This window comes from Aeromonas sp. 97A (assembly GCF_051919185.1).
Taxonomy (GTDB): domain Bacteria; phylum Pseudomonadota; class Gammaproteobacteria; order Enterobacterales; family Aeromonadaceae; genus Aeromonas; species Aeromonas veronii.
This window is the reverse complement of record NZ_JBQBFF010000001.1, coordinates 141,729-155,488: the sequence shown is the minus strand read 5'-3', so window position 1 is coordinate 155,488 and position 13,760 is coordinate 141,729. Positions and strand designations below refer to the sequence as shown.

The window sequence follows — 13,760 nt, the reverse complement described above, 5'->3', positions numbered from 1 at the left end:
AAGGTACTATCATGGGATTCATACTGAGACGCTTTTCCTTCTATCTGGTTGCCTTTCTGGTAGCCGCCACCATCAACTTCCTGTTACCCCGTGCCATGCCAGGGGATCCTGTCTCCGTGATGTTTGCCCGCGCTGGCGCCATGATGGAACCCGCCGCCCTGGAAGCCCTCAAAGCCACCTTCGGCTTTGTCGACGGCCCCATCGGCACCCAGTTTCTCACCTATGTGAAGAGTGTCTTCACCTGGGATCTCGGCACCTCGGTGCGCTTCTACCCGCAGCAGGTCTCTGACGTGCTGGGCCGTGCCATCGGCTGGACCCTGTTTCTGGTCGGCACCTCCACCATCCTTAGCTTCTCCATCGGTTCCATCGTCGGCATCTTCGCCGCCTGGTATCGCGGCGGCCGGATGGACAGCATTCTCTCCCCGCTCACCCTGGTGATGCAGGCTATTCCGCCTGTGGTGGTCTCCCTGCTCGCCCTGTTCCTGTTCGGGGTCAGCCTCGAGTGGCTGCCCATCGGCTACGCCTACAGCCCGGAGATCAAGGCTGACTGGGGCTGGGAGCACATCAAGAGCATCATGACCCACGCCATCATGCCGGTGCTGACCCTGGCCGTGGTGCAGGTGGGGGGCTTTCTCATCACCATGCGCAACAACATGATCAACCTGCTGGGCGAGGATTACATCACCATGGCCAAGGCCAAGGGGCTCTCCAGCAACCGGGTGATCTTCAACTACGGCGCCCGCAACGCCATTCTGCCCAGCGTCACCGCCCTATCCATGGCACTCGGCTTCGTCATCGGTGGCTCCCTCATCACCGAAGTGATCTTCAACTATCCCGGCCTGGGCCTGACCCTCTATCAGGGCATTCTGGCCCGCGACTACCCGCTCATTCAGGGGCAGCTGCTCATCATGACCATCACCATGCTCAGCTTCAACTTCCTGGCCGACGTGCTCTACGTCTTCCTGGATCCCCGTCTGCGTACAGGAGGCAAATAAGATGCGTATGCCGACCATTCTCAAAATCTTGCTGGGCAACAAGAAGGCTGCCTGTGGCCTCGCCATCGTGGTTGCCTTCGTACTGATGGCCCTCTTTGCCCCCATTCTGGCCAGCAACGAGCCGACCAAACGGGTGGCTCGTCCCCACCAGCCGCCCAGTGCCGAGTTCGTGATGGGATCCACCCGCATGGGCCACGATATCTGGGCCCAGTTCACCAACGGTGCCCGTATCTCGCTGCTGGTGGGCTTCAGCGCCGGTCTGCTGGTCTGCACCCTGGCCGTCGCCATCGGCATCACTGCCGGTTACTTCGGGGGTCTGGTGGATGAGTGCCTCACCTTCCTGATGAACGTGGTGCTGGTGATCCCCAACCTCCCCTTGCTACTGGTGCTGGCGAGCTTTATCGGGGAGGCGTCACCGGCGGTGATTGCCGTGATAATAGGGTTGACCTCATGGGCCTATGGCGCGCGGGTCATCCGTGCCCAGACCCTGGCCCTGCGCGAGAAGGAGTTCGTCATCGCCGCCGAAGTGCTGGGCGAGCCGGCCTGGCGCATCATTCTGGTGGAGATCCTGCCCAACCTCATCTCCATCATCGGGGTGAGCTTCATCGGTTCCATCATCTACGCCATCGTCACCGAAGCGACCCTGGAGTTTCTGGGGCTTGGCGACCCGACCGTGGTGAGCTGGGGCATCATGCTCTACAACGCCCAGACTTCCAGCGCCATTCTGGTCGGCGCCTGGTGGGAGATCCTGGCCCCCTGCTTCGCCATCGCCACCCTGGGTGCCGGTCTGGCTCTGCTCAACTTCGCCATCGACGAGATTGCCAACCCGCAGCTGCGCTCCCACAAAGGGTTGAGCCGCTGGAAGAAACTCGCGGCGCCGGTCACCACTCCGGTTGCCACAGCACAGGAGAAGACAGCATGAACAAGCATCCCCTGCTGTCAGTACGCAATCTTTGCGTCGACTACATCACCGAAAATGGCGACGTGCGCGCCGTCAACTCGGTGAGCTTCGATATCAGACAGGGCGAGATCTTCGGTCTCGCCGGAGAGTCGGGCTGCGGCAAGTCCACCGTCGCCTTCTCGGTGGCCCGGCTGCACAAGCCGCCCGCCTACATCAGCGGTGGCGAGATCCTGTTCAAGGGAGAGAACATCCTCCATTACAACGACGAGCGGCTGCGCTCCTATCGCTGGCAACAGGTGTCGGTGGTGTTCCAGTCCGCCATGAACGCCCTGAACCCAGTGCTGCGGATGGAGGAGCAGTTCTGCGACGTGCTGCTGGCCCACAACCCCGGCATGACCCGTTACGAGGCGATCAAGCGCGCCCAGGAGCTGCTCACTATCGTCGATATCCACCCGAGCCGGCTCAAGGACTACCCGCACCAGTTTTCCGGCGGCATGCGCCAGCGGCTGGTGATCGCCATCGCCATGGCGCTCAACCCCGAGCTCCTGATCATGGATGAACCGACCACGGCGCTCGATGTGGTGGTGCAGCGGGAGATCCTGCAGAAGGTCTATGCCCTGAAAGAGAAGTTCAACTTCTCCATTCTGTTCATCACCCACGACCTCTCCCTGATGGTGGAGTTCTGCGATCGCATCGGCATCATGTATGCCGGTGAGCTGGTGGAGGTGGCTCCTTCCAAGGCGATCCTGACCGCGCCGCTACACCCCTATACCAGAGGGCTCGGCAACTCCTTCCCGCCCCTGCACGGGCCGAAGAAGGTGCTGGAGGGGATCCCGGGCACCCCGCTCAACCTGCTGGAGGTGCCGGTCGGCTGCCGCTTTCAGGCCCGCTGCGGCAAGGTGCACGATCGCTGCCGTCAGGAGTACACCAGATTGGCCGAGATCCGCCCCGGGCAACAGACCGCCTGCCACCTCTATGAGGAGCAGGGACTGCAACAAGATTCCGTGATCTATCTGGACAAGGCCGCTGGCTGTTAAGGATGTCTGTCATGCAAATCGCCAAAACCGATGCACCCATCATCGAAGTCCAGCACCTCTACAAGGACTTCCCCATCAACTCCAATGCCATCAAGAGTGGCAAGATGCGGGCGCTCTCCGACATCACCTTCAACCTGCACCGGGGCCGCGCCCTGGCGGTGGTCGGGGAGTCGGGCTCCGGCAAGAGCACCATCGCCAAGATCATCGCCAAGATGTACAAGCTCAGTGCCGGGCGCATTCTCTATCGCGGCCACGATCTGGAGGAGTTCAACAAGGGCACCGCCCTGCTGGACTATCGCCAGAGCGTGCAGATGGTGTGGCAAGATCCGTTCGGTTCGCTCAACCCGACCCACACCATCTATCACCACATCGCCCGCCCCCTGCTGCTGCACAGCAAGGTGATCGACAAGAAAGAGCTGCCAGACATGGTCTACGCCCTGCTGGAGAAGGTCGGCCTGACCCCCGCCAAGGCAACGGCGGCCAAGTATCCGCACCAGCTCTCCGGCGGCCAGCGCCAGCGGGTCAACATCGCCCGCAATCTGGCGGTGGAGGCGGAAGTGGTGCTGGCGGACGAGCCCACCTCCATGCTCGACGTCTCCATTCGCATCGGCATCCTCAACCTGATGGAGCAGATGAAGAATGAGCTCGGCGTCTCCATGCTCTACATCACCCACGACATCGCCACCGCCCGCTATGTGGCGGAAGATCTGGCGGTCATGTATGTGGGTCACATGGTGGAGTGGGGCGAGGTGGACGAGATCCTGCACCACCCGCAGCACCCCTACACCCAGCTGCTTATCTCGGCGGTGCCCGACCCAGAGAAGAGCATCCATGCCGAACTGGAGGGTGGCCGCAAGGGGGAGATCCCGCTCTGGACGCCGGAGTCCTGCGGTTGCCCCTTTGCCGGGCGCTGCAATCAGGCGATGCCCCGCTGCAAGGAGGCACTGCCCCCCATCACCAAGCTTGCCGACAACCACTTCGTGCGCTGCTACCTCTACGAGTGAAGGTGAACCCGATACCGGCCGGACAACCCTGTCCGGCCATGCCTCGATACGGGGCGGCCACAGCCCCGTGATGTGCCTCACCGCCCGGCGGTGAACCACAGGAGTAATACCTTGATGGAACTCTTGATCAATCAGGTGGGCTACGAGTGCGACGGACACAAGGTCGCCCTGTTGCAAACCTCCCCCGCCCCTGATCTCGGCGGCTATGTCAGGCTGCAACGCCTCGATGATGGCCAGATCCTGTTTGAAGCCCCGCTGCAACCGGCTGGCAGCGTCCCAGGCTGGCAAGGGCGCGCTTACTGGCGTGCCGACTTCTCCGCCTTCAAGGAGCCCGGCCACTATCGGCTGGAGGCGATCACTGCCCAAGGCATAGTCCGCTCGACCCGCTTTGCCATCGGCCAGGATCTGCTGGCCAGCCACTGCCTCTCCGATATCATTCACTACTTCAAGGGGCAGCGCGCCAGCGGCACCTTCGATCGGGCCGACCGCAACGCCCGCCTGTTTGGCACCGACCAGCACAAAGATGTCCACGGCGGCTGGTTCGATGCCAGCGGCGACATGAGCAAGTACCTGAGCCACCTCTCCTACGCCAACTACCTCAACCCCCAGCAGACCCCCATGGTGGTGTGGGCCCTGCTCAAGTGCCGGGAACTGCTGGCCCCGCGCCGCGATATCGACGGGGTGAACCTCTGCAAACGGCTCAATGACGAGGCGCTGCACGGCGCCGATTTCCTCTGCCGGATGCAGGATGAGTCGGGCTTCTTCTACATGACACTGTTCGACAAGTGGAGCAAAGACCCTGCCCAGCGCGAGCTGTGCGCCTATGCCACCCAGCAGGGGATCAAATCCGCCAACTGGCAGGCGGGTTTTCGCCAGGGGGGCGGCATGGCCATCGCCGCGCTGGCCCGCGCCGCCCGCGAGAGCGTCAGCGGCGACTTCGATGCCAGCCGCTACGCCGAGGTGGCCAAACGCGGCTACCTGCATCTGCGTGAGCACAACCTTGCCTACCTTGATGACGGGGTCGAGAACATCATCGACGACTACTGCGCCCTGCTGGCGGCGGTGGAGCTGACCCGCACCTTCGGCAACGAGTGGCTGAATGAGGCGAGAGCCCGCGCCAGCAAGCTCTGCGCCCGCCAGCGCCCCCATTCGGAGCTGGGTCACTACTGGTCGGCTAACGAGGATGGCTCGCGCCCCTACTACCACGCCGCCGAGGCGGGTCTGCCGGTGCTGGCGCTGCTGGAATATCTGGGCGTAGAGCCGGATCAGGGGCACAAAGCCCGGGTACAAACCGTAGTGGAGCAGGCGCTGGCCGCCGAGCTGGCGCTCTGCGCCCGCGCGGGCAACCCCTTCTCCCTCGCCCGCCAATATGTCAAAGGGGTGGATGAAGCGCCGCGCGTCAGCTTCTTTATGCCCCACAACAACGAATCCGGTTACTGGTGGCAGGGGGAGAATGCCCGCCTGGCCTCGCTGGCTGCCATGGCCTTTGCTGGCGCCCGCCACTTCCCCCGCCAGAGCCAGCCGCTGCTCACTTATGGCCAACGCCAACTCGACTGGATCCTCGGGCAAAACCCCTTCAATGCCTGCATGCTGGCCGGCCACGGCATCAATAACCCCGCCTATACCGCCGGTTATCCCAATGCGCAGGGGGGGATCTGCAACGGCATCACCTCAGGGTTTGATGACGAAAACGACGTGGCCTTTATTCCGGAGGAGTACAAGGATCGGCTGGATCAGAACTGGCGCTGGGGCGAGCAGTGGATCCCCCACGCAGCCTGGTTTGCCCTGGCTATCAGCTGGCAGAGCGCCCTGAGTGATAGACATGAGCAGGGAGGTCTCCATGATTGAGTTCTGGGTAGGCGTCGATGGCGGGGGCACCCACACCCGCGCCCGCATTAGGGATCGGGCTGGCAAGCTGCTCGGAGAGGGGCGCGCGGCTGGCTCCAATCTGGAGCTGGGCATCCCCCATGCCCACGCCAATGTGCTGGCCGCCATCGCCAGCGCCCGCCTTGCCGCCGGGCTCGACATCGAGAGTGAACAGCAGATGGGGGTCGGACTGGCGCTCGCCTCTGCCGAGCTGGCCGACTGCTATCACGCCCTGCTCGAGATGCCCTTCCCCTTTGCCAGCGTCAGGCTCACCTCTGATGCCTTCGGTGCCTGCCTCGGCGCCTTTGGCGGCCGTGAGGGGGCCATTCTGATCGCCGGTACCGGCTCGGTGGGGCTGGTCTATCAGGAGGGGCAGATCCGCACCTGTTCCGGCCGCGGCTTCCCCATTTCAGACATAGGCAGCGGCGCCTGGCTGGGGCTGCGCGCCATCCAGCAATCCCTGCTCTGCCACGACGGCATTCTGCCCCCCAGCACCCTCGCCATCCGCTTGATGGATCGCTTCAAGCGGGATCAGGCCGAGGTGGTACGCTGGGCCGCCCGCGCCATTCCGGCGGACTATGGCCACTTTGCCCCCTGGGTATTTGATGCAGCCAGCGATGGCGACGAGCTCGCCAATCAGCTGCTGGACGAAACCTGCGAGCAGCTGCAGATCCTGCTGGAGGGGATGACCCAGCTCGGTGCCAGACAGATCGCCCTGCTGGGGGGGATTGGCACCCGCCTCGCTCCCCGTCTCGGCCAGCTCAACCTGATCCCCCCCCAGGCAGATGCGCTCGATGGCGCCATCCTGTTTGCCCAATCAGAGGATTTTCCATGTCTACACCCCTGATCCACACCCAGGTCGCCCGACGTGACGGCGAGGATGTCTGGTTCACTTTCACCCTCTCCCGCATGCCTGATACCAAGTGGAAGCTGCACTTCTGTCTGGCTCGCCATATCGACCCCGACTCCTTGCAAGGGGGCGAGCTGGAGCGCCAGAGCGGCAGCTACAAGGTGATTGTCCCGAAAGCTGGCAGCTGCGAGCTGCGCTTTTGCTGCCGCCAGACCCCCATCAAGAAGCTCTCCGACATGCCGCAGGGCTTTTTCCTCAGCTTGCCGGAGGCGACCACAGGTGCCCAGCTGCTGCCGGTGACACTGGCCGCTCAGGATCTTGGACTGGAAAACCCGCCGGTAACCCGCCCCGACCTGCCGGATGTCGAGTCCCTGCCCGGCATAGTGCCGCAACCGGCCCATCTGGTGCTGCTGGAGGGGAACTTCCGGCTGGCCGAGCGGGCTCATGTCAGCGCCCCCCGCGATGTGCCGAAATTGCTGGCCCACTTCAACGAGCTGACGTCGCTGGCGCTGGAGCAGGATCACGACGCCGAAATCCGGCTGACCGAGGACAAACTGGCCCCCGAAGCCTATCAACTTACCATCACGCCGCAGGAGGTGGTGATTGCCGCCGCCGACGAAGCGGGCTGGCGTCATGGGCTGGTCACGCTGGCTCAGTGGTATCTGCAACATGGGGAGAGCCTGCCCTGCATCACGCTGGAGGATGCCCCGCGCTTTGGCTTTCGCGGCATTTTTCTCGACTGCGCCCGCCACTTCCACACTCCGGCCACCATCAAGCGCCTGCTCAAGCTGATGAGCCTCTACAAGTTCAACCGCTTCCACTGGCACCTGACCGATGACGAGGGGTGGCGACTCGAGATAAAAGCCTTTCCGGAGCTGACCGACGTGGGTGCCTGGCGCGGCCACGATCTGGCGATCGGTCCCCAGCTCAGTGGCGGCGCCGAGCCCTATGGCGGCTACTACACCCAGAGCGAGGTGAAGGAGCTGGTGAGCTATGCCGGTGAGCTCGGCATCACCGTCATTCCCGAGATCGACATCCCAGGCCACTGTCACGCCGCCATCAAGGCGCTGCCCGAGCTGCTGATCGAAACGGCGGATCACTCTCGCTACCGCTCGGTCCAGCATTTCGATGACAACGTGCTCAATCCTGCCCTGCCCGGCACCTACCGCTTCCTGGAGACGGTGCTGGACGAGGTATACGAGCTCTTCCCCGGCCCGCAGATCCACATGGGGGGTGACGAGGTGCCGACCGGGGTCTGGACCGACAGCCCCGCCTGCCAGCAGCTGATGACCGAGCAGGGCTACTCCGACTGCCGCGAGCTGCAGGGCCATCTACTGCGGCACTGTCAGCGCTATCTGGCCGCCAGAGGCAAACAGATGATCGGCTGGGAGGAGATCCTGCATGGCGACAAGGTGAGCCGCAAAGCGGCCATCTGTGCCTGGACCAGCTTTCAGGCGGGGCTGGACGCTGCCGCAGCCGGTTATCCGGTGGTGATGGCGCCCGCCCAGTTCCTCTATCTGGATCTGGCCTGGAGCGCCGATATTCATGAACCCGGCCTCTACTGGGCGGGGACCCTCAATCTGGAGCAGGTTTATGCTTGCGATCCTGCCCCAGCCGATTTCCATGCCAACGATAACATCCTCGGGGTGCTGAGCCCCTTGTGGTCAGAATTGATCACCAGCCGTGATCGTCTCGACTACATGTTGTTCCCGCGTATGCTGGCCACGGCCGAGGTGGCCTGGAGCGATCCCGCCCACAAGGGCTGGGAGCACTTCGCCGCCCGCCTGCCGGGTCAGCTGCAGATCCTCGATCAGTTGCAGGTGCGCTACCGGATGCCACAGAGGTAATGTTGTCTCTACTTTGGCGGCCAATTGGCCGCCTTTTTTACGATTAACCAACAAAACATCAACTTCCCCCTACCATTCATCCGCCATTATTGGCAAAATCCAGCCCCCAATGAAGCTGGTCTGCCTCCTGCTGGCGCGAGCCTGCGGCCACCTCCAGATCTGCCACAATAACAACGACAACATTATCAACAAGAACATCGGAGCGTATTCCTATGGCCCGCAGAGATGTCCATACCCTGGATAGCGAAGTGGAGTTTCCTGCCGACGTACAACTGGTCTCCACCACTGATCTGCGCGGGGTGATCACCTACGCCAACCCGGCCTTCTGCGACATCGCAGGCTACCCGGTCGATGAACTGGTGGGACACAACCACAATCTGGTACGCCACCCTGACATGCCCAAGGCCGCCTTCGCAGATCTCTGGGCCCGCCTCAAGGAGGGCAAACCCTGGCGCGGCATCGTCAAAAATCGCTGCAAGGATGGTCGTTACTACTGGGTAGATGCCTACGTCACCCCCATCTACGAAGGCAACAGGATCAGCGGCTACCAGTCGGTACGCTGCAAGCCCGAGCCCCAATTCAAGCGCATCGCCGCTCAGACCTACCAAGCCCTGCTCAAGGCCGAGCGCGGCAACAGCAGCAACCTTCCCTCTCTTGCCAAAGTACGCACCCCGGCCATTACCCTGCTGCTGCTCGGCCTGATGGGCTGGACCTTCGCCAGCCAAGGGGCCATGACCGTCCTGATGATGCTGCTGCCCCTGTTGCTTATTGGCGGAGCCTACTGGCGCGAGCTCTTTGCCCTGCCCCACTATCTGCAGCAACTGGGCCGTGAATATGACAGTCTGACCCGGCTGGTCTACTCCGGTGACAACCCCGGCGCCATTGCCGATTTTCATATCAAGATGCTGCAGGCCCGCATCCGAACCGTTTTGGGGCGGATCAACGATGCCACGGCACCTCTGCAAACCCTGGCCATCAATCTGAAGCAGGCCTCTCATCAGGCCTGTCTCGATATCAACGAGCAAGATGCCCAGACCCAGCAGATGGCTACAGCTATGACTCAGATGGCCAACACAGCTCACGAGATCGCCCGCAACATTCAGGACTCCAACGGTCAGGTCAACGAAGCTCGCAATCGTTGTGAACAAACCAACCAGCAGTTGAACCAGACCGAGCAACAGATCGAACAGCTCGCCAAACAGGCTGAGCTGGCGTTCAACTCGGCAGTGGAGCTCGCCAGCGAATCCGAACGGATTGGCAGTGTCATGGGCGAGATCCAGGGCATCGCCGAGCAGACTAACCTGCTGGCCCTCAACGCCGCCATCGAAGCGGCTCGCGCCGGAGAGCAGGGCCGTGGTTTTGCGGTGGTCGCAGACGAGGTGCGAACTCTATCGACCCGCACCCACAAGGCGACCGAGCAGATCCAGGTCAGCATCAAGCAGATCCAGCACACGCTGGGACGTTGGAAGGGGATGATGCAGGAGAACCTGCAGCAGACCCGCGCATGTGCCGAGATGACCCGCCAGGGCGCCAGCAGCCTCCATACCGTGCTGGCAGAGATAGAGCTGGTCACCGAACACTCCACCCAGATCGCCACCGCTGCAGAGCAGCAACAAGCGGTCGTGGAGGAGATCAGCCGCAGCATCCACCAGATCTCCGAGTACTCCCACGCCAACAGTCAGAAGATGCTGGATGTCGATCACTCAAGTCAGGCTCTGCTGGAACGGGCCAAGCAACTGAAGGGGCTTAGCCAGACCTTCGGCTGAATCATTGCCAGCCTCATGACAGAAGCGCCACAATGGCGCTTCTGTTGTTTTTGACGAATCGGGTTTATGAGCATTGAATCAAGTCCTGTCCCATTGAACAAAACTGCCCGTATCGAAGCGATCATCGCCCTGATCCCGGCAGGCCGGGTGGTCAGTTACGGTCAGGTGGCCGATCTGGCGGGGCTGCCCGGACGGGCAAGACTGGTAGGCAAGGTGCTGCGGGAAACCGACAAGGTACTGCCGTGGCATCGGGTGCTGGGCGCAGCGGGCACCATCTCGTTACCGAAAGGGTCGCAAGGCTTTGCCGAACAGACGGGACGCCTGCAGCAGGAGGGGGTCGTGGTGATCGGTGGGCGGGTCAGAATGAAGGAGTGGCAATGGCAGCCCGATCTGGCCGAGCTGCTTTTTCTACTGCCGTTTTGAGGGGATCACCGCCGGATCACTCCAGCGGCGCCAGGATCTCGTCGCTGCGCACCTGCACCGGTATGGTCTCGTCCGCGCGCTGCAGCAGCACCAGCAGACTCTGCCGGTCAACCTCCAGCACATAGGCCGCCCCTTCCCGGGTCATGCAGCTCATGCCTGGCCGGATCTCGTTAATCTCCATCTCAACCTCCTTGTCTACTTCGCGATTGACGACAGCTGCACTCCTTGCAGCTGTCTCAGTATACCGCTATCCATAAGCAAAGAGGCCCCTTGTCGGGGCCTCTTTTCATCGGCTTTTTTAGCCTTTGGCAAACTCTCTTGCCAGGTACCGTTGTCGTAGTGAGCGGTCCAACCGGTCGCCTTGCCGTTGACCTCGCTCATCACGTACTGCTCCTTGGTCTTGCGACTGAAACGTACGATGGCGGGGTTGCCGTCCGGATCGGTGAGCGGGGCACCGGCCAGATACTTGTGCTTGGCGGAGATGCGATCCTTGAAGCGCTTGAGCTCTTCCACCAGCGGCGCGCGGGTCTCGCGGGATTTGGGGAAGTTGCTGGCCGCCAGGAACAGACCGGCAGCCCCGTCGCGCAGCACGAAGTGGGCATCGGACTGGGTACACTTGAGCTCCGGCAGCGGCACCGGATCCTCCTTCGGCGGCGCGATGTCGCCGTTTTTCAGGATCTTGCGGGTGTTCTTGCAGGTCTCGTTGGTGCAGCCCATGTACTTGCCGAAACGGCCGTTCTTGAGCTGCATCTCGGCTCCGCAACGGTCGCACTCGATGCTCGGCCCTTCGTAGCCCTTGAGCTTGAACTGGCCCTTCTCGATTTCGTAGCCATCACAGTCCGGGTTGCGGCCACAGACGTGCAGCTTGCGGCTGTCATCGATGATGTAGGCATCCATCGCTGTACCACAGACACCGCAGCGGTGCTTGGCGCGCAGCGCTTCGGTTTCCGCCTCTTCGCCGTCAGTGGCGGAGACAAACTCGTCGGCAGAGACCAGGTTGATGGTCTTCTTGCAGCGCTCTTTCGGCGGCAAGGCATAGCCGGAACAGCCGAGGAACACGCCGGTGGTGGCGGTACGAATACCCATCTTGCGGCCGCAATCCGGGCAGTCGATGTCGGTCATCACCATCTGGTTGGCACGCATGCCGCCCTCTTCGGGCGCCTTGTCAGCCTTCTCCAGCTCCTGGGTAAACTCGGCGTAGAAGGCGTCCAGCACCTTCTTCCACTCAAGGCTCCCTTCGGCGATGCCATCGAGCTTGTCTTCCATCTTGGCGGTGAACTCGTAGTTCATCAGCTCAACGAAGTTCTCCACCAGACGATCGGTGACAATCTCGCCCATCTTCTCGGCAAAGAAACGGCGGCTCTCGACCCGCACATAACCGCGATCGACGATGGTGGAGATGATGGAGGCGTAGGTTGACGGACGGCCGATGCCGCGTTTTTCCAGCTCGCGCACCAGCGCCGCTTCAGTGAAACGGGCCGGCGGCTTGGTGAAGTGCTGGCGCGGATCCAGCTTGACCAGTTTCAGCACCTCGCCCACGGTCACCGCCGGCAGCTGGCTATCTTCGCCCTTGCGACCCATCGGCGGCAGCGCCTTGGTCCAACCGGCGAAGCGCAGCGTACGGCCACGGGCCTTGAGCTCGAACTCACCCGCCTTGACGGTCAGGGTAGAAGAGTCGTACTGAGCCGGGGTCATCTGGCAAGCAACGAACTGACGCCAGATGAGATCGTACAGACGCATGGCATCCGGCTCCATCCCTTCCAGCATCTCGGCAGTCACCTGTACGTTGGAGGGACGGATCGCCTCGTGCGCTTCCTGGGCATTGGCCTTGGCGCCATACAAATTCGGCTCGGCTGGCAGATAGGCAGCGCCATACTGCTCGCCGATATATTCACGCACCGCCTCAACCGCCTCTTTGCTGAGGTTGGTGGAGTCGGTACGCATATAGGTGATGTAACCCGCTTCATAGAGACGCTGGGCCATCATCATGGTCTTCTTGACCCCGAAGCTCAGACGGGTAGAGGCCGCCTGCTGCAGGGTGGAGGTGATAAACGGCGCGGACGGTTTGGAGCCGGTCGGCTTGTCTTCCCGGTTCACCACCTTGTAGTCGACCCCTTCCAGGGCTGCGACAGCGGCAAAGGTCTCGGCCTGGGTCACCGGCTTGAAGTCGGCACCATTGCGGCTGACCACTTCCATCCGCAGATCGCTCTTGTCGGCGGTCAGCAGGTCGGCATTGAGATCCCAGAACTCGACCGGAACGAACGCCTTGATTTCGCGCTCTTTATCGACGATAAGACGCACCGCAACGGACTGTACCCGACCGGCGGAGAGACCGCGGGCCAGCTTTTTCCACAGCAGCGGGGAGACCATGTAACCCACCACGCGGTCGAGGAAACGACGGGCCTGCTGGGCATTGACGCGGTCAATATTGAGTTCGGACGGCTGGGCGAACGCCTCCTTGATGGCGCTCTTGGTGATCTCGTTGAACACCACGCGCTTGTAGCGGCTGTCGTCGCCACCGATGATCTCGCGCAGGTGCCAGGCGATCGCCTCTCCTTCTCTATCCAAGTCGGTTGCGAGATAGATGGTGTCGGCTTTCTCGGCCAGACTTTGCAACTCGCTGACCACCTTCTCCTTGCCGGGCAAAATCTGGTAGTTAGCCTGCCAGCCAGCGGTCGGATTGATACCCATCCGGGCAAACAGGGCCTTGCGATCCTTGGCAGCCTTCTCGGATTCGCTCAACTTGATGCCGCGAATGACAGGTTTCTTGGGCTCGGTGCTGGCGCTGCCGCTGGTGGGCAGATCGCGAACATGACCAACGCTGGATTTCACCACGTAGTCCTTGCCCAGATATTTGTTGATCGTCTTGGCCTTGGCCGGAGACTCCACTATGACCAGTGATTTGCCCATGCTGTAACTATTATCCTCATTGCACCCGACGGGGTTGGTGTGCGGTTTTGTGGGGCTGTATAAGAGATTTGGCGCGAAAAAGCAATCTTGTGAGCAAATTTGCCTGACCAGCCCGAACCACACGGCTTCTTTTATTGCTTCTTTATTTATTAATGCGAAGG

The 13,760-nt window shown here is 62.0% G+C and carries 11 protein-coding genes; 9 read left to right on the top strand and 2 right to left on the bottom strand.

Annotated features, from left to right (window positions below; genetic code table 11):
- The first annotated feature begins 11 nt into the window (after positions 1–11).
- The 9 genes from ACTG27_RS00755 to ACTG27_RS00715 all read left to right on the top strand — a co-directional run bounded on the left by ACTG27_RS00755 (position 12) and on the right by ACTG27_RS00715 (position 10,689).
- Positions 12–995, top strand: a complete 984-nt coding sequence (locus tag ACTG27_RS00755; protein ID WP_005353818.1) for an ABC transporter permease — start codon at positions 12–14, stop codon at positions 993–995.
- Between the two features lies 1 nt (position 996).
- Positions 997–1,917, top strand: coding sequence for an ABC transporter permease (locus tag ACTG27_RS00750; protein ID WP_005347708.1), 921 nt, complete (start codon positions 997–999; stop codon positions 1,915–1,917).
- Positions 1,914–2,933, top strand: coding sequence for an ABC transporter ATP-binding protein (locus ACTG27_RS00745; protein WP_005334876.1), 1,020 nt, complete (start codon positions 1,914–1,916; stop codon positions 2,931–2,933). Before ACTG27_RS00750 ends, ACTG27_RS00745 begins: the two co-directional genes overlap by 4 nt.
- A gap of 11 nt (positions 2,934–2,944) precedes the next feature.
- Positions 2,945–3,937, top strand: a complete 993-nt coding sequence (locus ACTG27_RS00740; protein WP_005353824.1) for an ABC transporter ATP-binding protein — start codon at positions 2,945–2,947, stop codon at positions 3,935–3,937.
- A 114-nt stretch (positions 3,938–4,051) separates the two neighbouring features.
- A complete protein-coding gene (locus ACTG27_RS00735; protein WP_439978917.1) occupies positions 4,052–5,785 on the top strand; it encodes a glycoside hydrolase family 9 protein in 1,734 nt (577 codons plus the stop codon).
- Entirely contained in the window at positions 5,778–6,650 is an 873-nt protein-coding gene (locus tag ACTG27_RS00730) for a BadF/BadG/BcrA/BcrD ATPase family protein (RefSeq protein WP_439978916.1), read from the top strand. Before ACTG27_RS00735 ends, ACTG27_RS00730 begins: the two co-directional genes overlap by 8 nt.
- On the top strand, positions 6,635–8,500 hold the full coding sequence (locus tag ACTG27_RS00725; RefSeq protein WP_439978915.1) for a beta-N-acetylhexosaminidase: 1,866 nt from the start codon (positions 6,635–6,637) through the stop codon (positions 8,498–8,500). The genes ACTG27_RS00730 and ACTG27_RS00725 overlap by 16 nt, the downstream gene beginning before the upstream one ends.
- 212 nt (positions 8,501–8,712) lie before the next feature.
- Complete coding sequence (locus ACTG27_RS00720) at positions 8,713–10,266, top strand: methyl-accepting chemotaxis protein (protein ID WP_439978914.1); 1,554 nt, start codon at positions 8,713–8,715, stop codon at positions 10,264–10,266.
- 66 nt (positions 10,267–10,332) lie between these two features.
- A complete protein-coding gene (locus ACTG27_RS00715; RefSeq protein ID WP_335848996.1) occupies positions 10,333–10,689 on the top strand; it encodes an MGMT family protein in 357 nt (118 codons plus the stop codon).
- Positions 10,690–10,705: 16 nt separating this feature from the next.
- Here the strand turns inward: ACTG27_RS00715 and ACTG27_RS00710 are convergent, their stop codons facing one another.
- On the bottom strand, positions 10,706–10,870 hold the full coding sequence (locus tag ACTG27_RS00710; protein ID WP_005334891.1) for a hypothetical protein: 165 nt from the start codon (positions 10,868–10,870) through the stop codon (positions 10,706–10,708).
- 14 nt (positions 10,871–10,884) lie between these two features.
- Positions 10,885–13,599: a type I DNA topoisomerase gene (topA, locus tag ACTG27_RS00705; RefSeq protein ID WP_439978912.1), complete on the bottom strand. Its 2,715-nt coding sequence runs from the start codon at positions 13,597–13,599 to the stop codon at positions 10,885–10,887.
- Positions 13,600–13,760: the final 161 nt, after the last annotated feature.

What these genes read in the sequence shown, in the direction of transcription:
- ACTG27_RS00715 (WP_335848996.1), top strand. Translation starts at nt 10,333, where the DNA reads ATGAGCATTGAATCAAGTCCTGTCCCATTGAACAAAACTGCCCGTATC.
- ACTG27_RS00725 (WP_439978915.1), top strand. Translation starts at nt 6,635, where the DNA reads ATGTCTACACCCCTGATCCACACCCAGGTCGCCCGACGTGACGGCGAG.
- ACTG27_RS00720 (WP_439978914.1), top strand. Translation starts at nt 8,713, where the DNA reads ATGGCCCGCAGAGATGTCCATACCCTGGATAGCGAAGTGGAGTTTCCT.
- topA (WP_439978912.1), bottom strand. Translation starts at nt 13,599, where the DNA reads ATGGGCAAATCACTGGTCATAGTGGAGTCTCCGGCCAAGGCCAAGACG.
- ACTG27_RS00710 (WP_005334891.1), bottom strand. Translation starts at nt 10,870, where the DNA reads ATGGAGATTAACGAGATCCGGCCAGGCATGAGCTGCATGACCCGGGAA.
- ACTG27_RS00740 (WP_005353824.1), top strand. Translation starts at nt 2,945, where the DNA reads ATGCAAATCGCCAAAACCGATGCACCCATCATCGAAGTCCAGCACCTC.
- ACTG27_RS00750 (WP_005347708.1), top strand. Translation starts at nt 997, where the DNA reads ATGCGTATGCCGACCATTCTCAAAATCTTGCTGGGCAACAAGAAGGCT.
- ACTG27_RS00730 (WP_439978916.1), top strand. Translation starts at nt 5,778, where the DNA reads ATGATTGAGTTCTGGGTAGGCGTCGATGGCGGGGGCACCCACACCCGC.
- ACTG27_RS00755 (WP_005353818.1), top strand. Translation starts at nt 12, where the DNA reads ATGGGATTCATACTGAGACGCTTTTCCTTCTATCTGGTTGCCTTTCTG.
- ACTG27_RS00735 (WP_439978917.1), top strand. Translation starts at nt 4,052, where the DNA reads ATGGAACTCTTGATCAATCAGGTGGGCTACGAGTGCGACGGACACAAG.
- ACTG27_RS00745 (WP_005334876.1), top strand. Translation starts at nt 1,914, where the DNA reads ATGAACAAGCATCCCCTGCTGTCAGTACGCAATCTTTGCGTCGACTAC.